The 19,188-nt window shown below is 70.5% G+C and carries 18 protein-coding genes; 11 read left to right on the plus strand and 7 right to left on the minus strand.

Translation table 11 applies throughout. The features are described from left to right. Positions 1-34: 34 nt before the first annotated feature. Positions 35-1,231 (minus strand): NAD(P)-dependent malic enzyme, encoded by a 1,197-nt coding sequence (locus BS80_RS16135; protein WP_035798084.1) that lies wholly within the window; start codon positions 1,229-1,231, stop codon positions 35-37. A gap of 699 nt (positions 1,232-1,930) precedes the next feature. On the opposite strand from BS80_RS16135, the gene BS80_RS16140 reads away from it, so the two are divergent. The 5 genes from BS80_RS16140 (at position 1,931) to BS80_RS16160 (ending at position 6,554) form a co-directional block, all read left to right on the plus strand. After that, positions 1,931-2,821, plus strand: a complete 891-nt coding sequence (locus tag BS80_RS16140; RefSeq protein WP_051966676.1) for an ABC transporter substrate-binding protein — start codon at positions 1,931-1,933, stop codon at positions 2,819-2,821. A gap of 287 nt (positions 2,822-3,108) precedes the next feature. Further along, positions 3,109-4,035 carry an ABC transporter substrate-binding protein gene (locus BS80_RS16145; protein ID WP_035798088.1) on the plus strand — a complete coding sequence of 309 codons (927 nt, stop codon included), beginning with the start codon at positions 3,109-3,111 and terminating at the stop codon, positions 4,033-4,035. A gap of 61 nt (positions 4,036-4,096) precedes the next feature. Beyond that, on the plus strand, positions 4,097-5,044 hold the full coding sequence (locus BS80_RS16150) for an amino acid ABC transporter permease (RefSeq protein WP_035798090.1): 948 nt from the start codon (positions 4,097-4,099) through the stop codon (positions 5,042-5,044). Beyond that, positions 5,037-5,840 carry an amino acid ABC transporter ATP-binding protein gene (locus BS80_RS16155; protein WP_051966678.1) on the plus strand — a complete coding sequence of 268 codons (804 nt, stop codon included), beginning with the start codon at positions 5,037-5,039 and terminating at the stop codon, positions 5,838-5,840. Before BS80_RS16150 ends, BS80_RS16155 begins: the two co-directional genes overlap by 8 nt. 108 nt (positions 5,841-5,948) lie before the next feature. Then, the gene (locus BS80_RS16160; protein ID WP_035798092.1) at positions 5,949-6,554 is read left to right on the plus strand and encodes a CGNR zinc finger domain-containing protein; all 606 of its coding nucleotides are present in this window, start codon (positions 5,949-5,951) and stop codon (positions 6,552-6,554) included. On the opposite strand, the gene sodX is transcribed toward BS80_RS16160, so the two are convergent. Beyond that, entirely contained in the window at positions 6,538-6,930 is a 393-nt protein-coding gene (sodX, locus tag BS80_RS37760; RefSeq protein ID WP_232246611.1) for a nickel-type superoxide dismutase maturation protease, read from the minus strand. The two genes, BS80_RS16160 and sodX, sit on opposite strands and share 17 nt — an antisense overlap. Positions 6,931-7,219: 289 nt before the next feature. On the opposite strand from sodX, the gene sodN reads away from it, so the two are divergent. From sodN to BS80_RS16185, 4 genes are all read left to right on the plus strand, one after another. Continuing rightward, complete coding sequence (gene sodN / locus BS80_RS16170; protein WP_035798093.1) at positions 7,220-7,615, plus strand: superoxide dismutase, Ni; 396 nt, start codon at positions 7,220-7,222, stop codon at positions 7,613-7,615. Between the two features lie 136 nt (positions 7,616-7,751). Further along, on the plus strand, positions 7,752-8,228 hold the full coding sequence (locus BS80_RS16175) for a GNAT family N-acetyltransferase (protein WP_035798096.1): 477 nt from the start codon (positions 7,752-7,754) through the stop codon (positions 8,226-8,228). A gap of 273 nt (positions 8,229-8,501) precedes the next feature. After that, positions 8,502-8,924 carry an ATP-binding protein gene (locus tag BS80_RS16180; RefSeq protein WP_035798099.1) on the plus strand — a complete coding sequence of 141 codons (423 nt, stop codon included), beginning with the start codon at positions 8,502-8,504 and terminating at the stop codon, positions 8,922-8,924. 195 nt (positions 8,925-9,119) lie between these two features. Then, positions 9,120-10,205 (plus strand): RNA polymerase sigma factor SigF, encoded by a 1,086-nt coding sequence (locus BS80_RS16185; RefSeq protein ID WP_232246499.1) that lies wholly within the window; start codon positions 9,120-9,122, stop codon positions 10,203-10,205. A gap of 55 nt (positions 10,206-10,260) precedes the next feature. Here BS80_RS16185 and BS80_RS16190 read toward each other — a convergent pair whose 3' ends face one another. Continuing rightward, positions 10,261-10,674: a hypothetical protein gene (locus tag BS80_RS16190; protein ID WP_063771993.1), complete on the minus strand. Its 414-nt coding sequence runs from the start codon at positions 10,672-10,674 to the stop codon at positions 10,261-10,263. Positions 10,675-10,725: 51 nt separating this feature from the next. Between BS80_RS16190 and BS80_RS16195 the strand changes: the two genes are divergently transcribed. Further along, positions 10,726-11,697, plus strand: coding sequence for a diacylglycerol/lipid kinase family protein (locus BS80_RS16195; protein WP_035798105.1), 972 nt, complete (start codon positions 10,726-10,728; stop codon positions 11,695-11,697). Positions 11,698-12,070: 373 nt separating this feature from the next. Beyond that, the gene (locus BS80_RS16200; RefSeq protein WP_014138019.1) at positions 12,071-12,322 is read left to right on the plus strand and encodes a WhiB family transcriptional regulator; all 252 of its coding nucleotides are present in this window, start codon (positions 12,071-12,073) and stop codon (positions 12,320-12,322) included. 481 nt (positions 12,323-12,803) lie between these two features. On the opposite strand, the gene BS80_RS16205 is transcribed toward BS80_RS16200, so the two are convergent. From BS80_RS16205 to BS80_RS16220, 4 genes are all read right to left on the minus strand, one after another. Beyond that, complete coding sequence (locus tag BS80_RS16205; RefSeq protein ID WP_035798108.1) at positions 12,804-14,321, minus strand: sensor histidine kinase; 1,518 nt, start codon at positions 14,319-14,321, stop codon at positions 12,804-12,806. Between the two features lie 386 nt (positions 14,322-14,707). Beyond that, complete coding sequence (locus BS80_RS16210) at positions 14,708-15,769, minus strand: SIS domain-containing protein (RefSeq protein ID WP_035798111.1); 1,062 nt, start codon at positions 15,767-15,769, stop codon at positions 14,708-14,710. Positions 15,770-16,026: 257 nt separating this feature from the next. Further along, positions 16,027-17,331 carry an extracellular solute-binding protein gene (locus BS80_RS16215; RefSeq protein WP_035798113.1) on the minus strand — a complete coding sequence of 435 codons (1,305 nt, stop codon included), beginning with the start codon at positions 17,329-17,331 and terminating at the stop codon, positions 16,027-16,029. Between the two features lie 284 nt (positions 17,332-17,615). Continuing rightward, positions 17,616-19,184 (minus strand): glycoside hydrolase family 3 protein, encoded by a 1,569-nt coding sequence (locus tag BS80_RS16220; RefSeq protein WP_051966679.1) that lies wholly within the window; start codon positions 19,182-19,184, stop codon positions 17,616-17,618. Positions 19,185-19,188: the final 4 nt, after the last annotated feature.

Genomic DNA, 19,188 nt, shown 5'->3' on the forward strand with positions numbered 1-19,188 from the left:
GTGTCCCGGGCCCATGGACGTGCCTGACCTACGGTCAGCGGCGGGCCACGCCCTCACGACGGGCCGCCTCGGCGACCGCCTTGCTGACGGCGGGGGCCACCCGCGGGTCGAACGGCGAGGGAATCACCCGCTGGGGCGTCAGTTCGTCCGCGACCAGGTCGGCCAGCGCCTCGGCGGCGGCCAGCTTCATGCCCTCGGTGATCCGGGAGGCCCGGACCTGGAGCGCGCCGGCGAAGATGCCGGGGAAGGCCAGCACGTTGTTGATCTGGTTCGGGAAGTCCGAGCGCCCGGTGGCCACCACGGACGCGTACTTGTGCGCGACCTCGGGGTGGATCTCCGGGGTGGGGTTGGCCATCGCGAAGATGAAGCAGTCCTTCGCCATCCGCGCCACCGCCTCCTCCGGCACGGTGCCGCCGGAGACGCCGATGAAGACGTCCGCGTCCACCAGCGCCTCGGCCAACGAGCCCTTGAGCGCCGCCTTGTTGGTGATCTCCGCGATCTCGGCCTTGACGTCCGTCAGGTCGCCGCGGCCCTGGTAGACCACGCCCTTGCGGTCGCAGACCGAGACGTCGCCGATGCCGGCCGCGACCAGCATCTTGGCGATCGCGATACCGGCCGCGCCGGCGCCGGAGATGACGGCCCGCAGGTCGCCGATCCGACGGCCGGTCACCTTGGCGGCGTTCCACAGCGCCGCGGTGGAGACGATCGCGGTGCCGTGCTGGTCGTCGTGGAAGACCGGGATGTCCAGGGCCTCCTGGAGCCGGCGCTCGATCTCGAAGCAACGCGGCGCCGAGATGTCCTCCAGGTTGACGCCGCCGAAGGACGGCGCGAGCCGGACGACCGTCTCGACGATCTCGTCGACGCCGGTGCAGGCGAGCGCGATCGGCACCGCGTCCACGCCGCCGAACTGCTTGAAGAGGATCGCCTTGCCCTCCATCACGGGCAGGGACGCCTCAGGGCCGATGTCGCCCAGGCCGAGCACCGCGGTGCCGTCGGTGACGACCGCGACCGTGTTGGCCTTCCAGGTGTAGTCGTTGACCAGCTCGGGCTGCTCGGCGATGGCCGTGCAGACCCGGGCGACACCGGGGGTGTACGCAAGGGACAGGTCGTCGGCGTCGCGCACCGGAACGGTTGCGCGCACCTCCATCTTGCCGCCGCGGTGAAGCGCGAAGACGGCGTCGACCGGATCGTCGGTGTCCTGCGTACCGGGGTGGATGATCTCCGCTGCCACGATGACCTCTTCGTCATAGTCAGCGAGGGCGCACGGGCCGACAGGCGTTCGACCCGCCCGGGGGATGCTGAAATCCCGGGTCCCGCCACAGCGGGCCCGGAGCCGGGAGGTCGGGGCGCTACCGTCGGACGGCCGCCCTCGGGTGAGGGTTTTAGGGTGTTGCGCTGTGCATCCGGGCTTGAGCCTAGGCCCGAGAAAAGGCACCGCACCTGTGCCTGGTTTCCTCGTCACGCACTGTTCACCCCGGGACGACACCACTCGGCACTCGAGTTTCGGAAGAACTCTGAGTACCGGTGTCTTCACCGGCGATTCGGTACGCCACACCCGCAGGGGTGAACAGTAGACGCGGAGGGGAGCTGGTGCCTCGGCTACGGAGTCGACGTGAATCGACTTCCGGTCCTGCGCACCCCGGCCCTGTCGGGAGCCGGCGGTCTCTGTTCGGTATCGGGGATCACCCGATAGCAGATTCTGACACACCCGCCCCCCGGTCCGGCAGACCGGGATGGGAAGATCCCCATTCCCGCCGCTTGCGGCGGACCTCGCGCGACCGGCCGCACACCCTTCTCCCCGCGGCCCTCCAGGGCATTCGTCCGAGGTCCGCGCTGCACACCCCAGCAGCCCTCCCACGGCGGACTCCCCCTCTCACTTCCCCCCCTCTGGAAGAGCTCTGCCATGCCCTACAGACCGTTTTCCGTACCCGTGCGCCCTGTTCTGGCCGTCGGCCTGGGCTCCCTGCTGCTGGCCGGCTGCGGCAGCACCGGCGCCTCCACCGCCGACCCCGGAGCGCGCCTGCGCGCGCAGCTCCCCAAGGCGGTCAAGTCGACCGGTGTGCTCCGGATCGGCTCCAACCTCAACTACGCCCCGGTCGACTTCGAGGACCAGAACGCGGCCGCGGTCGGCCTGGACCCGGACCTGGCGGCCGCGCTCGGCAACTACCTGGGCCTCAAGGTGCAGTTCGACAACATGCCGTTCGACCAGCTGATCCCGGCCGTCCAGTCCGGCAGGATCGACCTGGCCATGTCGGCCGTGATCGACACCCAGCAACGGCAGACCGGGGCCGACGACAACGGCAAGCAGGTCAACCCCGGGGTCGACTTCGTCGACTACTTCGAGACCGGCAGCACGCTCCTGGTGAAGGCCGGCAACCCGCAGAACATCAGCACCCTGGACAACCTGTGCGGCCGCACCATCGCGCTGCAGCGCGGGACCGTCCAGGCCGAGATAGCCGCGCGCCAGCAGACCGCCTGCGGCCGGTCGAACCGGCCGTTGAAGGTCGACCTGTTCGACACCGACGTCCAGGCGCTGGCGGAGGTCGACGCCGGCACCGCGGTCGCCGACCTCAACGACTACCCGGTCGCCGCGTACACCACCGACCCGAGCCGGCAGGGCACCAAGTTCCAGGTGACCGGCTCGCTGCTGCAGCCGAGCCCGTACGGGATCACCGTCGCCAAGACCGACCCGGCGCTGCGCGACGTGCTCTCCGGCGCGCTCAACCAGCTGATCCGCAACGGGACCTACGACAAGTTGCTGACCACCTGGGACATGCACAGCGGCGCCGTGCCGGTGGCCCAGATCAACGGCGGGTTCTGAGCCCGCCGGACGCACCACTCACCGGGCGTTCACCGGGCGTGAGCCCATAACCGGTGAGAACCTGTCAAAAAGGACGGAGGAGGGCAGGCAGTCGACCTGCTCTCCTCCGGTAATCGAACAACACCACTCCTCGTTATCCATTTTTGATCTGAATGATGCTCCGTTCAACAGTTCGGTGATGGCAGGATTCCCCCACCACTTCGACGGAGAGTGGTCCCACCCAGCAGCGCCCTCGGTCCCCCGCGGCACGATCCGTCCCACCTTCTTCCCCACAGGAGGCTCGCCCCATGAGCGCTCGTACCCCCCACGCCCGGCTGCTGGCAGTAGCGGCGGCCCTCGCCACCGGTTCGCTGGTCCTCACCGGCTGCGGCAGCAGCGGGAGCAGCTCGTCCTCGTCCGGCGCCTCTTCCGCTGCGGCGATCGCCACGCCCAGCGCCGTCGCCTCGCTGGCCGCGATGGTGCCCGCCGACGTGAAGTCGAGCGGCAAGCTCGTGGTCGGCACCGACGCCTCGTACGCGCCGAACGAGTTCAAGGACGACAGCGGCAAGATCCAGGGCATGGACATCGACCTGGCCGCCGCCATCGCGGCCAAGCTCGGCCTGACGACGGACGTCCAGGACTCCAAGTTCACCGCGATCATCCCGGGCATCCAGGCGAACAAGTACCAGCTCGGGATGAGTTCCTTCACCGACAGCAAGGACCGCGAGGCGACCGTCGACATGGTCACCTACTTCACCGCGGGCACCGGCACGGCGGTGAAGAAGGGCAACCCGCAGAAGATCGACGCCAACGACCTGTGCGGCAAGAAGGTCGCCGTGCAGACCGGCACCACGCAGGCCGACGAGATCACCAACACCCTCAACCCGGCGTGCGTGAAGGCGGGCAAGCCCACCATCCCGAACAACGGCGACAAGTTCGACCTGCAGACGGACGTCACCAACGCGGTGGTCGCCGGCCGTGACGACGCCATGCTGGCCGACTCCCCCGTGGTCGACTACGCGGTCAAGACCAGCGGCCAGCTGGACCGGATCGGCACGGTCACCGACTCCGCCCCCTACGGTGTCGTGGTGGCCAAGGGCTCCGCGCTCACCCCCGCCGTCCAGGGCGCCGTGCAGTCGCTGATCGACGACGGGACCTACAAGCAGATCCTGCAGAAGTGGGGCGTCGAGGCCGGTGCGATCAACAAGTCGGTCGTCAACGGCGCCGTCAGCTGATCGCCGCCCTCCGCCCTCTCACCCCTAGGTCACCACAGTGAACCCATCAGACAAGGGGGAGGTGCCCGCGGGACGGCCTGAGACGATCAAGGCCGTCCCGGTGCGCCACCCCGGACGCTGGGTCGGCGGAATCGTCGTCGCGGTCCTCGCGGCGATGCTGCTGCACGCCCTGATCTTCAATCCGGTCTTCGAATGGGACGTGGTACGCAAGTACCTCTTCCAGCAGAGCATCCTGCACGGCATCGGCGTCACGCTCGAACTCACCGCCCTGTCGATGCTCATGGGCGCGGTCGGCGGCGTGATCCTGGCCGTCATGCGGTTGTCGCCCAATCCGCTGCTCTCGTCGGCCGCCTGGCTGTACATCTGGGTGTTCCGCGGCACCCCGGTCCTCGTCCAACTGGTGTTCTGGAACTTTCTCGGCCTGCTCTGGCAAAGACTCTCGATCGGAATTCCGTTCGGTCCCGCATTCTGGTCGGAGTCGACCAACACGCTGATTCCGACATTCGTCGCGGCCCTGCTGGGACTCGGTCTCAACGAGGCCGCGTACATGGCCGAGATCGTGCGCGGCGGTATCCAGTCGGTGGACGAGGGACAGACCGAGGCGGCGCACGCGCTCGGCATGAGCCGGGCCCGCACGATGCGGCGGATCATCCTGCCGCAGGCGATGCGCGTGATCATTCCGCCGACCGGCAACGAGACCATCTCGATGCTCAAGACCACCTCGCTGGTCAGCGTGATCGCGCTGGAGGAACTCTTCCAGGCCGGGCAGAACATCTACTCGCACAACTTCAAGAACATCCCGCTGCTCATCGTGGTCAGCATCTGGTACCTCTTCATGACCTCGATCCTGACGGTCGGCCAGTACTACCTGGAGCGGTACTTCGCCCGCGGCTCCAACCGCGCGCTGCCGGCCACTCCGCTGCAGAAGCTGCGGGCCCTGTTCGTCCGCACCCCCGCGGCCGCGCCCACCGCGGCGCTGCCCCCGGCCGAAGGCGCTCCCCATGACTGACCCGACGAAGGCACCGGCGGACGGCGTCGGCAACGGCGGCCCGATGGTCCGGGCCGAGGGCGTGCGCAAGTCGTACGGCCTGGTCGAGGTGCTCAAGGGCATCGACCTGGAGGTCCAGCAGGGCGAGGTGTTCTGCCTGATCGGCCCGTCCGGCTCCGGGAAGTCCACCTTCCTGCGGTGCATCAACCACCTGGAGAAGGTCAGCGGCGGCCGGCTCTCGGTCGACGGCGAGCTGGTCGGCTACCGGCAGAAGGGCGACAAGCTCTACGAGCTGCGCGACCAGGAGGTGGCCCGCAAGCGGCGCGACATCGGCATGGTGTTCCAGCGCTTCAACCTCTTCCCGCACATGACCGCGCTGGAGAACATCGTCGAGGCGCCGGTCCAGGTCAGGGGCGAGAGCCGGGGTGACGCCCGGGAGCGGGCGCGGGCCCTGCTGGAGCGGGTCGGGCTGGCCGACAAGGCCGCCAGCTACCCGTCCCAGCTCTCCGGCGGCCAGCAGCAGCGGGTCGCCATCGCCCGGGCGCTGGCCATGCAGCCCAAGCTGATGCTCTTCGACGAGCCCACCTCGGCGCTCGACCCGGAGCTGGTCGGCGACGTGCTGGACGTCATGCGCGGCCTCGCCGAGGAGGGCATGACGATGATCGTGGTCACCCACGAGATGGGCTTCGCCCGCGAGGTCGGCGACGCGCTGGTCTTCATGGACGACGGCGTGGTGGTCGAGTCCGGCCACCCGCGCGAGGTGCTCACCAACCCGCAGCACGACCGCACCAAGGCGTTCCTCTCCAAGGTGCTGTGACCCGCGACGAAGGCGCCGGCCCCGCGAAGGCCGGCGCCTTCGCGTTTTCCCCTCCGGGTAATAGGCTTAAGGCTGCCTGCCCGTTACCGCTCTCCTGGAAGGACCGCCGTGGAACTCGCCGCGTACGCCGACTACGCCGTCCGCCTGGTGAACAGCGAGGAGCCCGAGCGCGGCACCGACGCGCTGGTCTCCGTCGAGGCCGTCCGCGCGCTCTTCGCGGTCAGCGACTCGCGCGGCGCCCGGCTGGCCGACGAGTCCGACCTGCCCCGGCTGCGCGGGGTCCGGACCAGGCTGCGGGCGGTCTTCGTGGCCGCCGCGGAGGGCGACGAGGTCCGCGGGGTCGACCTGCTGAACAGCCTGCTGGTGGAGTACCCGGTGAGCCCCCTGGTCTCCGGCCACGACTACCTGGACGAGAGCGGGCGGCCGCGCTGGCACCTGCACCTGGCCGACAACGCGCCGACCGCCGCGGCCAACTTCACCGCGGTCGCCTGCATGGGCCTGGCCATCCACCTGACCGAGCTGGGCGCCGACCGCCTGGGCATCTGCCAGGCGGTCCCCTGCCGCAACGCCTATCTGGACACCTCGACCAACCGCTCGCGCCGCTACTGCTCCGACCGCTGCGCCACCCGGGCCAACGTGGCCGCCTACCGGGCCCGCAAGCGCGTGGAGGCCGCCGCCAGCGCGGCCGCCGCCGCCCTCACAGCTCGGGGCTGAGCCCGCGGAAGACCCCGAACCTGGCCGCCAGGCCCGGCACCCGGGCCAGCGGCCAGCCGCAGAGCAGCCGCTCCAGCCACCCGGCCGGCGCCAGCCAGACCGGACTGGGCCGCACCCGGAACAGGACCCGGCCGAGCACCAGGTCCTCGGGGACCGCGCCGTACTCGCGGCTGTCGCTCTCGACGAACTGGTTGTCGGACAGCAGCCACCAGCCGCCCGTCCGGCGCTCGGTGGCCCGCTTGACCACCAGCAGGTCCTGCCGCAGCGGGTGACGGACCAGCACCACCGCGCCGGGCCGCACCCTGGCGCCGTACCGGACGACGAGCTGGTCACCGCCCCGCAGGGTGGGGACCATCGAGGGCCCGGCCACCGTCATCAGGCCGAACGGCAGCAGGCCGCCGCCGACCCGCTCCACCGGCTCCGGCCCGACGTCCTCTGGGCCGACGTCAGAATCCCGTCGCTTCGCCGCCATTCGCTCCGCCTCCTGGTCCGTGCCGCCGTCCGGCGCCATGCGTCCACGGTCCAGCATCGCGCATCACGCACAGGCGTCCGATATCTACCGGTTGCGGCTCCGCCTTTTGCCCTAGGCCCCTGTCCCGGCCGAGAGATCCAGGGGGCAAACGGGTAGTCTCGGCCGCGGGAAGACGATCTAAGGAAGGACTCCCATGTTCTCTCGTCTGTTTGCTCCGCGGGTGACCGCGCACGCGCACTGTGACCTGCCCTGCGGTGTCTACGACCCGGCCCAGGCCCGGATCGAGGCCGAGTCGGTGAAGGGTACTCAGGAGAAGTACCAGGCCAACGAGGACGCCGATTTCCGCGTTCGCGCCCTGATCATCAAGGAGCAGCGCGCCGAGGCCGTCAAGCACCACCTGTCGGTCCTGTGGAGCGACTACTTCAAGGCCCCGCACTTCGAGAAGTACCCCGAGCTGCACCAGCTCTTCAACGACGCCCTGAAGGCCGCCTCGGCCACCAAGGCCTCGACCGACCCGAAGACCGGCGAGAAGCTCCTCGAGCTCATCGCCCAGATCGACACGATCTTCTGGGAGACCAAGAAGGCGTGACGTTCGACGTCGCACCGCGCGGATGCCCCTCACTCCCAGGAGTGAGGGGCATCCGCCGTTCGGGTGGAACCGGTGGCGCCAGGGTGACGCCCGCAGCGCCTTCGGTCCGGCCCGCCGCCCCAGTAGGCTCGGGCACATGATCAGGCAAGCCACCGTGGACGACGTCCCCGTCATCATCGAGATGATCCGCGAGCTCGCGGACTACGAGAAGGCCCTGCACGAGGCGAAAGCCACCGAGGAGCAGCTGCGCGAGGCGCTCTTCGGCGAGCAGCCGGCCGTCTTCGCGCACATCGCCGAGGACGACGCGACCGGCGAGAGAGTCGGCTTCGCCCTCTGGTTCCGCAACTTCTCCACCTGGCGGGGCACCCACGGCATCTACCTGGAGGACCTCTACGTCCGGCCCTCCGCGCGCGGCGGCGGGCACGGCAAGGCGCTGCTCACCGAGCTGGCGCGGACCGCCGTGGAGCGCGGCTACGAGCGCTTCGAGTGGTCGGTCCTGGACTGGAACGAGCCGTCGATCGGCTTCTACCGGGCGCTCGGCGCCGAGCCGATGGACGAGTGGACGGTCCACCGGCTGACCGGGGACGCCCTGCGCGTGCTCGGCACCCGCTGAGCCGGCAGCGAGGAATCACGTCGGATGTCTGCCCCACAGGGTCGCCGGGGCCTACCATGAGTCACCCTCGGCCCGTCCGGGGTCGCGACATCCGTCCGCCGATAGCGGTAACGTCTCGGGCGGACGGCCTGCGTCCGGTGCCTCCCGACTGGGTAGGAACCGCTGCGTACCGCACCACCCCTCAAGACAGTTGGGGCGAAGCACTTGAGTCATGCAACAGAACGTGCCGCGGCCTTGGGGTCTCCAGCACAGCGCGTCACCCAGGAGGTGAGGGTGTCCCAGATCGACGGCGATCCTGAGAACCAGGCAGCCAAGGACTTCGTGGAGGTACGCCTGCCCGCGCAGGGTGCCTACCTCTCGGTGCTGCGGACGGCCACGGCCGGCCTCGCAGCCCGCCTGGACTTCACCCTCGACGAGATCGAGGACCTACGCATCGCGGTGGACGAGGCCTGCGCCATCCTGCTCCAGCAGGCGGTGCCGGGCTCTGTCCTGTGCTGCGTGTTCAGACTGGTCGGGGACGCCCTGCGGGTGACCGTCTCGGCCCCCACCACGGACGGCCGGGCACCGGAGCGCGACACCTTCGCCTGGACGGTGCTCTCCGCACTGGCCGGCGAGGTGGAGTCGACGGTCGCCGAGGACCGGACGGTCACCATCAGTCTGCACAAGAAGCGCGGCGGGACGATCAGCCAGCCGTGACCTCCTCACCGGCCGTGCGGGTCGGCGGCGATCGACGGAGTCGGACCCCCGGAGCGGTTCGCTCCCGTTCCGGGGGCGAATCGCGGTACAACCAATGTGATGGCCCGGCCGCGATGGCGGCCGGGTGCTCCCGGAACGGAACGGGGGATCGCCGTGAGTGATCTGGATCGCAACTCTGCTGCCGCGTCTCGGCCCATGACCGAGCTGCCCATGACCGATCTGCCGATGGGCGACCTGCCGCCCGCCGAAGGCCACGCCGCGCTCGGTACGGCGGCCGGCCGCCGTACCGTACCGGCCCAGCCGGGCGGGTCCACCCCGGGGCCCGCCTCCCACGACGACGCGCACCCGAAGGACGCCCACCGGATGAGCCAGCCGACCGACCCGACGCCGGAGCCCACGGCAGCCGCGCTGCCGGACCAGGCGCCGGCAGGCCTGCCGGAGGCCGCGGACGACGCCGTGCCGGACCAGGCCGAGCCCGTCCGGGCCTCGGTCCCCGCCCAGCTGACCCCGCACCACCGCTCCGGAGCCCCGGACCGGGAGGCGGCCCGGGCGCTCTTCGTCCGGCTCTCCACCCTGTCCGACGGCTCGCCCGAGCGCGTGGAGCTGCGCAACCAGCTGGTCCGGATGCACATCCCGCTGGTCGAGCACCTGGCCCGGCGGTTCCGCAACCGGGGCGAGCCGCTGGACGACCTGACCCAGGTGGCCACCATCGGCCTGATCAAGTCGGTGGACCGGTTCGACCACGAGCGCGGCGTGGAGTTCTCCACCTACGCCACCCCGACCATCGTCGGCGAGATCAAGCGGCACTTCCGGGACAAGGGCTGGGCGGTCCGGGTGCCGCGCCGGCTCCAGGAGCTGCGGCTCTCGCTGACCACCGCGACCAGCGAGCTGTCCCAGCGGCACGGCCGCTCCCCCACCGTGCACGAGCTGGCGGAGCACCTCGGGATCACCGAGGAGGACGTGCTGGAGGGCCTGGAGTCCGCCAACGCGTACAGCACGCTCTCCCTGGACGTCCCGGACAGCGACGACGAGTCGCCGGCCGTGGCGGACACCCTGGGGGCCACCGACGAGGCGCTGGAGGGCGTCGAGTACCGGGAGTCGCTGAAGCCGTTGCTGGCCCAACTGCCGCAGCGCGAGCAGAAGATCCTGGTGCTGCGGTTCTTCCGGAACATGACCCAGTCGCAGATCGCCGCGGAGGTGGGCATCTCGCAGATGCACGTCTCGCGGCTGCTGGCCCGCACCCTGGCCCAGCTGCGCGACAAGCTCCTCGTCGAGGAGTAGACAGCCGCGAACGGCCCGGGGACGTCCTGTCCCCGGGCCGTTCGCGCGTGCGGATTCAGCGGTAGAGCGCCCCGGTGACGCGGGGGGTCAGCAGGGCCACCGTGCCGACCACGCCGGCCAGCGCGACCAGCACGCCCAGCGCGGCCATCGCGCCGCCGGTCTGCAGCATGAAGTAGCCGACCGGCAGGCAGAGCGTGTGCACCAGCACGGACGGGCTGCGGCCCCAGCTGCGCAGTCGCAGCAGCCCCCAGGCGGCGAACAGCGGCAGCAGGCCGAGCAGCAGGATGACGAACCCGCCGAACTCGTTCAGGCCCTGGTTCCTGGTGTCCTCGACCAGGCCGGCCACGCTCATGTAGATCCCCCAGCCGGCCAGGGCCGCGCCCTCGGCCGCGGAGAGGGCGGCGCCGACGAGCAGCGGCAGCGGCCGGGAGGTGGGGACGGAGGCGGGTGCGGAGGTTTCTGCGGTCACCCCAGCAGGGTAGCCGCCGACCGCGGCGGACCGGGCCGTAGGCTGAACCTCATGCGCGCGCTTCTGGTCGTGAACCCGAAGGCCACCACCACCAGTGGCCGTACCAGGGATGTCCTGACCCACGCCCTGCGCAGTGATCTCAAACTGGAGGTCGCGGTCACCGAGTACCGCGGCCACGCCCGGGATCTGGCCCGCGAGGCCACCGAGTCCGGCACCGTGGACCTGGTGGTGGCGCTCGGCGGCGACGGCACGGTCAACGAGGTCGTCAACGGACTGCTCACGCACGGACCCTCCGAACGAGTGCCCAGACTCGCGCTGGTGCCCGGCGGCAGCACCAATGTCTTCGCCCGGGCGCTCGGCCTGCCCAATCACCCGGTGGAGGCCACCGGCGTCCTGCTGGACGCCCTGGAGCACCGCCGGGAGCGGGCGATCTCGCTGGGCAAGGCGATGACGGACGGGGTGCCTGACCGCTGGTTCACCTTCACCGCCGGCCTCGGCTTCGACGCCGGCGTCGTCGGCCGGGTCGAGGATCAGCGCAGGTCAGGACGGAAGTCGACGCACGCGCTGTACATCCGCGAAGCACTGCGGCACTACGTCACCGAACGTGAACACCGTCGGCGGGGGCCGGTGACGCTGGAGATTCCGGGCCGCGCACCGCAGTCCGGACTGGTGATGACCATAGTGTCCAACACCTCCCCGTGGACCTTTCTCGGGAATCGCCCGGTGCTGCCCTCCCCCGAGGCATCCTTCGAAACCGATCTGGATGTCTTCGGCGTCACTCGAATGACCGCGTTCGGCACCGCTCGTACGGTCCGTCAGATCCTGCGGCCGCACACTCCTTCGGAGCAATCCGCGCGGGCCACCGGACCCACCGGGAAACACGTCGTCTCCTATCACGACGTCAGACACTTCACCTTGGTTTCACAGGAACCGGCCCCATTTCAGGTCGATGGGGACCACCTTGGAGACAGGAGTCGCGTCAGTTTCACAGGCGTTCGCCGGGCACTGCGTGTGATTGTGTGACCAGAAGGGGGTCCCGCCCTTCTTCTCGAACGCGCTAGCCCCCTTCACCCCATAGAAGTACGGGCTGTGAGCTAGGCGACACCGAAGAATCAAAAATTCCTTCTCGAAGGGGGTTGTATCCGAGCCCGAGGTTTGCGAACCTCTACATGGCGATCGGGACACGTCGCAGCGGGACACCGCGACGCATCCCCACTGAGCATCCCGACCGGGATCCTCTCAGGACTCGCCCGAACCCCCCTCAGCTCAGACCGTCAGGCCGTAGAGGCCTTCGGGCCCTTTTGCCGTTGCGGGATTCGTGAAAGCGTTCACATTCACAAGCCATCGATTGCGCCGAACCGGGCCACCGCCTGTCGGCAGGAGGAGTTGGACGACCATGGATTGGCGTCACCGCGCAGTCTGCCGCGAAGAGGACCCGGAGCTGTTCTTCCCGATCGGGAACACCGGTCCTGCTCTGCTGCAGATCGAGGAAGCCAAGGCCGTGTGCCGCCGCTGTCCCGTCATGGAGCAGTGTCTGCAGTGGGCTCTTGAGACCGGCCAGGACGCCGGCGTCTGGGGCGGAATGAGCGAGGACGAGCGCCGTGCGATGAAGCGCCGTGCCGCCCGCAACCGCGCCCGCACCGCCTGAGCGACTTCCCGTTACACCGCACGTTAGCAGTACAGATCAGTAAGTCTGATCAGCGGCAGAGCTGACCACAGGATTGGCCACTTGGCTAGCCAACGTACTGATCTTCAGTAGGACCGATCGCCATACGATCAAGGACTTCGCCGCCACTCTGGCGAGGCCTTCCGCAGGATCTGGCCGCGCCCCGGCGCGGCCGCTGTGGCACAGCTCGGCCCGGACACTTGATACTGTTCACACAGAGCAATATCGTGGACCTGGGACGCTCACCGTACGCAACACCACGGGGCGAGCGACCTGCCGGTGCCCGCTGTCAGCCGACAGTGCCACACCACCAAAGAGCCCCCGTTCCGACCGACTCCCCCCGACGGCCGGAACGGGTTGAGAGGCCCTGCCGACCCACCCCCCCCGGTCGGCAGGGCCTCGTTTCTCTTTCCCCAGCTTTTCGGCCCCGGCTGGCCTGCGGCCCGCGGCTTCGCGCGCGGGATCAGCGAACCGGAATCTCCAGGACGACCTTCGTACCGCCGTCCGGGGCCGCGACCATGTCGAAGGTGCCGCCCAACTCCCCGGTGGCCAGGGTCCGGACGATCTGCAGCCCGAGATTGCCGGCCTTCTGTGGGTCGAACCCCTCGGGCATCCCGCAACCGTTGTCCTGCACGGTGATCAGCAGGTATTCGTCGGGCTTCGCTCCCCCGTTCCAACTGTCCGACCAGCCCATGCCGGTGGCCGGCGCCCGGCCGCGCAGCGCGCTGACCTCCAGGTTGCCGGCCGCCTTCGGACCGAACGCGTGCTCCAGGGCGTTCTGCAGCAGCTCGGTGAGGACCATCGCCAACGGCGTTGCCACGTCGGCCGAGAGGATCCCGAAGCTGCCGCTGCGCCGGGTGGTCACCTGGCCCTCGTGGGACAGCTCCATCACCATCGACAGCACCCGGTCGGCGATCTCGTCGAAGGCGACCCGCTCGTCCAGGTTCTGCGAGAGCGTCTCGTGCACGATGGCGATCGAGCCGACCCGGCGGACCGCCTCGTCCAGCGCGGCGCGGGCCGCCTCGGAGTCCATCCGGCGGGACTGCAGCCGCAGCAGTGCGGCCACCGTCTGGAGGTTGTTCTTCACCCGGTGGTGGATCTCCCGGATGGTGGCGTCCTTGGTCATCAGTTCGCGTTCGCGGCGCCGGAGTTCGGTGACGTCGCGGGCCAGCACCAGCGAACCGGTGTGCACGCCCTTGGGCTTGAGCGGGATCGCCCGCAGGGTCACCACGCCGCCCTGGGCCTCCACCTCGGTCTGCCGGGGAGCCCAGCCGCTGGCCAGTTTCGCCAGTGCCTCGTGCACCGCGCCGCGCGACGGAAGCGACAACTCCGAAGTGGTGCGCCCGAGGTGACCACCCACCAGATCCGTGGTGAGGCCGAGCCGGTGATAGGCGGAGAGCGCGTTGGGGCTGGCGTAGGTGACGATGCCCTCGGCGTCCAGCCGGATCAGCCCGTCGCCGACCCGCGGCGCGGCGTCCATGTCGACCTGCTCGCCGGCGTAGGGAAACGTTCCTGCGGCGATCATCTGGGCGAGGTCGGAGGCGCTCTGCAGGTAGGTCAGCTCCAGCCGGCTGGGCGTACGCACGGTGAGCAGGTTGGTGTTGCGGGCGATCACTCCCAGTACCCGCCCCTCCCGCCGGACCGGGATGGACTCCACCCGCACCGGCACCTCCTCGCGCCACTCCGGGTCACCCTCGCGGACGATCCGGCCCTCGTCGAAGGCGGCGTCCAGCAGGGGGCGGCGGCCGCGCGGGACCAGGTGGCCGACCATGTCGTCCTGGTAGGAGGTCGGACCTGTGTTCGGGCGCATCTGGGCGACCGAGACGTAGCGGATGCCGTCCCAGGTGGGGATCCAGAGCACCAGATCGGCGAAGGACAGGTCGGAGAGCAGCTGCCATTCCGAGACCAGCAGATGCAGCCACTCCACGTCGGCACCGGTGAGGGTGGTGTGGCGGCGGACGAGTTCGTTCAGCGAGGGCACAGGGCGAGCGTAGCCGGGATGGCCCGGCGGCGGCTTGGCCGGCGTTGTCCAGACCAATGTGTGCGGACGCCTGGACAACCCAGATTGGTCTAGTCCACAATGAAGGAGCACCAAGGAACGGCCCCCCGCGCAACTGCCCTGACTGCGCGCGGTCGCTCCTCGGTCGGTCGCCGTCGCACCAGGACCCCGCACAGTCCTGCTGCCGCGCGTCCCTCGCGGACGTGGCGCCCGACGACAGCTCCGGGCTGCGGTGCCACATGGGTTGAGGGTCCCGTGTCGGCGCCGTGGCCCGTAGTGTTTTCCTCCCCCGGGGCAGACCGGACCGACCGAAGGGCCCCTTCCATGCCGCCGCACGGCGCGGAGGGGGCCCTTCGGCGTGCCCGGGATCAGTGCGTCTCGGTGACCTTGGCCAGCGCGCGCGGCGCGTCCGGGTCCTGGCCCCGGGCGATGGTGACCTCGTAGGCCAGCTGCTGGAGCGGGAGGATCTCCAGGATCGTCTGGACCTCCTCGGGCACGCCGGCCGGGAGCGCGAAGCCCGCGGAGGCGGCGTCCACCTGGTCCTGCTGGCCGATCACCACCAGGTCCGCGCCCCGGCCGCGCAGGCGGTCCAGGACCGGCTGCAGGGCCTCCCCGCCCTTGCCGTCGGGGACGATGGCGATGACCGGGGAGACGTTGTCCACCATGGCCAGCGGGCCGTGCAGCAGGTCGGCGCCGGAGAACGGGGAGGCCGGGATGTAGGTGGTCTCCATCAGCTTGAGCGCCGCCTCGCGGGCGGTCGGGTAGCCGTAGCCGCGCGAGGTGATCACCAGGCGCTGGGCGAAGCGGTAGCGCTCGGCCAGCGCCTTCACCTCGGGCTGGCGGGCCAGGACGCCCGCGGCCAGTGCCGGCAGCACCTTGGCGGCCGCGCCGTCGCCACCGCGCAGGCCCTCGACGAGGAGGTAGAGCGCCAGCAGCTCGGCGGTGTACGTCTTGGTGGCCGGCAGCGCCTTCTCCGGGCCGGCCATGACGTCGATGTGGAACTCGGAGACGTCGGCCAGCGGGGAGCCCGGGTTGTTGGTCACCGCCAGGGTGACCGCGCCGGCCTCCCGGGCCGCCTTGGTGGAGGCCACCAGGTCCGGCGATCCGCCGGACTGGCTGACCGTGATCACCAGCACGTCGCGCAGGTCCGGCTTGGCGCCGTACGCCGTGGTGGTGGACATCGAGGTGAGGCCGGCCGGCTTGCCGAGCAGGACCTCGATCAGGTACTTCGCGTACAGCGCGGCGTTGTCCGAGGTGCCGCGCGCGGTCAGCAGCACGAAGCGCGGGTTGCGGGCGGCGATCTCGGCGGCGATCTCGCGGATCTTCGGGGCGCCCTCATCGAGGATGCGCTGCAGGACGGCCGGCTGCTCGGCCATCTCCGCCGCCATGATCCGCCCGGGGGTCACGGAGCCGGTCTGCGTGTCGGACATCTGGTGGGCCTCCGAACGAGAGTTGCTTCAACCCCGCCGGGCGACTGCCCGGTGAGGACCTCTTCCGGCGGCGAGTCCGCACACTCGTGCCAGGGCCGATCCTAGGCCGTTTCTGACGATTCGCGTCGGATGAACCCGCGGCGTTGGGCGGGATGCCCGGCGTCGCGGGCCCGGCGGGAATTGTCAGACACGGCCCAAGGGGGCAGGCTGCGCGGAGCACGTCCGAACGCCCCGCGCGGCCCGGGCCGCCCCGCCGGTCAGGACGGGCTGTTGATCAGCTGGTTGATCTTGGCGTCGGCGGCCTTGGTCGCGTCGGCCACCGAGGTGCCGGCCAGGATCGCGCCGAGCATGTCGGGCAGCACGTTCTGCTTCTCCACCGCACCCCAACCGGGGGCGATCGGGGTGAACCAGGCGTCCGGCACCGCGTTGGCCGCGGCGGCGGTCTCCGGCTTCTCCTTGAGCGGGGCGAGCTGGACGAGGTTGTTCGGCAGGATGTTCTTGTCGGCCAGCACCTGCTCCGACTTGGCGCTGGTGAAGAGCTTGATCCAGGCCGAAGCGAGCGTCGACACCTGCGACTTGGCGGTGATCGCCAGGTCCGAGCCGCCGATGAAGCTGGGCAGCGGCTTGCCGTTCGGGCCCGGCATGCCGACCACCTTGAGCACACCGTTCAGCGCCGGGTCGCCGGCCGGGGCGGTCGCGGCGTCGGCCGCCTCCCAGCCGTTGCCGTAGATCATCGCGGCCTTCTGCTTGCCGAGCACGCCGGACTGGTGCAGCTCGTTGACCGTCAGGTCACCGTGGTTGTACTTCCGCACCAGGTCCACGAAGTGCTGGATGCCCTGCTGCGCCTTCGGATCCTCCAGCGTGCCGTGCCAGTTGCCGGAGCTGTCGAAGCGGGCGACGGTCCCGCCGTACGCCGCGACGTAGCTCAACGCGGCGTACCAGTAGGGGCCGGGCAGGTAGAGCGGGGAGAACGACCTGTCGTCCTTGTACTTCGCCTGCACCTTGTCCAGCGCGGACATCAGGGCGTCCTCGGTGGTCGGGAAGTCGGCGCTGCCGGTGGCCTGTTGGAACATCGCACTGTTGTAGATGCCGACCCGGGCGCCCGCGTAGTACGGAACGCAGTAGAGCTTGTCGTCGTACGTGCAGGTGTTCTCCAGGCCGCGGATCCAACTGTCCGAGTTCTCGTAGTCGGCGTGGTTCACCTGTGCCAGCGAGCCGTTCAGGATGTACTTCATGGTCTCGGTGTTGCCCAGCTCGACGACGTCGGGCGCGCCGCCCTGCTTGAGCGCGTCGTCCAGCTTGCTCACCTTGTCGGCCCAACTCTGGTAGCTGAGTCTGAGGCTGACGTTCGGGTACAGCGCGGCGAACTCGTTGTTGACCTGACCCACCAGCTCGGGCCAGCTGGTCTGCGCGTCGTTCATCAGCCAGACGGTGAGCGTGCCGGTGACGGTCGTGGGATCGGCGGAGTGTGCGGCGGGTTTGGCCGCTCCCGCGCCACCGCAGGCGGCCAGGCCGAGGGCCAGCGCGGTGGCGACGGACGCTGCGACGAACTGACGCTTCACGCGATCCTCCTGAGGGCATGGCAGAGGGGCTCCCACCAGGAGGACGGCCCGACGTACCTGGGCGGTCCGGGTGGTCCAGACCAGATTTCTGGAGCCTGGCCTAGACCAAACCGGCTGTCAACGCTCCGATGACAGCCGGGGGCGGCCGTTGCAGACCTGTTGTGCGAAGTGAGCGCAGCGTTGCCGGCAGGCTACTTAAGGTGGCTTTAAGGGTTGCTCAAACCATGACAAAAGTCCCCCCGGGGGACGAATCCTCCGGGGGGACTTCGCGTTCTGATGAACCGTCAGGCACTCACGGAGGGCTGCCCGGTGAGCACCTCGACGGCGGCCAGGCCGCAGACCCGCGCCGCGCCGTGGGTGGCGATGTGCAGCGCGCCGACCGGCTGCGCCTGCGGCACGCCCATCTCGACCACCGCGGCGTCCGGACGGGCCGCCAGCAGCGGCCGCAGGGCCGCCGCCATCCAGTCGTGCCGGTGCGCGTCGCGCACCACCAGGACCAGTCGGCGCCCCTCCGCGCCGGCCAGCACCCGCGCGACCAGCGCGTCCAACTCCCCCGCCCGGGCCGCCTCCGGGCCGATGCTCTCGCTCCGGGTGCCCGGGAACCGGGCCGCCAGCATGCCGGCCACGCCCCACGGGGTCTCGTCGCCCACCGCGATGTTCGCCTGCGGGGAGAACGAGGCCACGTACGGGCGGTCCGTCACCGGGGTGAACGGCCGGCTCGGCGCCGCGGTGATCCGCAGCGCGCGCCGGGCGGCCCGCAGGCCGATCGACAGGTCCGGCGCACCGTCGCCGCACTGCGCCGCCCGACGGTGACTGGTCAGCCGGGCCCAGCTGCCCAGCGAGCGCACCCGGGCGGCCGCGTCCGCCAGCCGCTCCTCCGGGATCCGGCCCGAGCGGACCGCCTCCACGATGCTGTCACGCAGCTGCAGGACGGTCTCCTCGTCCGCCAGGCCGCCCCCGACGCAGATCGCGTCGGCCCCCGCGGCCAGCGCCAGCACCGTCCCCTCCGCGATGCCGTACGTGTCCGCGATGGCGCCCATCTCGATGCCGTCGGTGACGATCAGACCGTCGTAGCCGAGGCCGCCCTCACTCGCCCGGGCGCGCAGCAGCCCGGAGAGCACCGCCCGGCTGAGCGTGGCCGGGTGCACCGGGTCCAGCGCCGGGATCATGATGTGCGCGCTCATCACGGCCTTGGCCCCGGCCGCGATGGCGGCCCGGAACGGGACCAGGTCGCGCGACCGCAGCAGGTCCACGTCGACGTCGACCACGGGCAGGCCGAGGTGCGAGTCGACCGCGGTGTCGCCGTGGCCGGGGAAGTGCTTGGCGCAGGCGGCCACCCCGACCGACTGCAGGCCCTCCACCCAGGCGGCGGTGTGCCGGGCGCAGAGCTCGGGGTCGGCGCCGAACGAGCGCACGCCGATCACCGGGTTGCCCGGGTTGGAGTTGACGTCCGCGGAGGGCGCCCAGTTGTAGTTGATGCCGCACTCGGCCAGCGCGCGGCCCAGTTCGCGGGCGACGTCACGGGTCAGCGCCGGGTCGTCGATCGCGCCGAGGGCGAGGTTGCCCGGCCAGGAGGAGCCGGAACCGGCCTCCAGGCGGGTGACGTCGCCGCCCTCCTCGTCGATCGCCACCAGGACGTCCGGGTTCTCCTGGCGCAGCGTGGCGGTCAGCGCCGCCAGCTGGGCCGGATCGGTGACGTTGCGTCCGAACAGGGCCACCGAGCCGAGGCCGGCGGCGAGCTTGCGCAGCACCCACTCCGGCGGGGTGGTGCCCTCGAAGCCGGGCTGCAGGACCGTCAGAGCGTCGCGGTGCAGCTGGTCGCTGTCCGGCACGCTCGGGATGAGAATGCTCACGGGT

This window comes from Kitasatospora mediocidica KCTC 9733 (assembly GCF_000744225.1).
GTDB classification, from domain to species: Bacteria; Actinomycetota; Actinomycetes; order Streptomycetales; family Streptomycetaceae; genus Kitasatospora; species Kitasatospora mediocidica.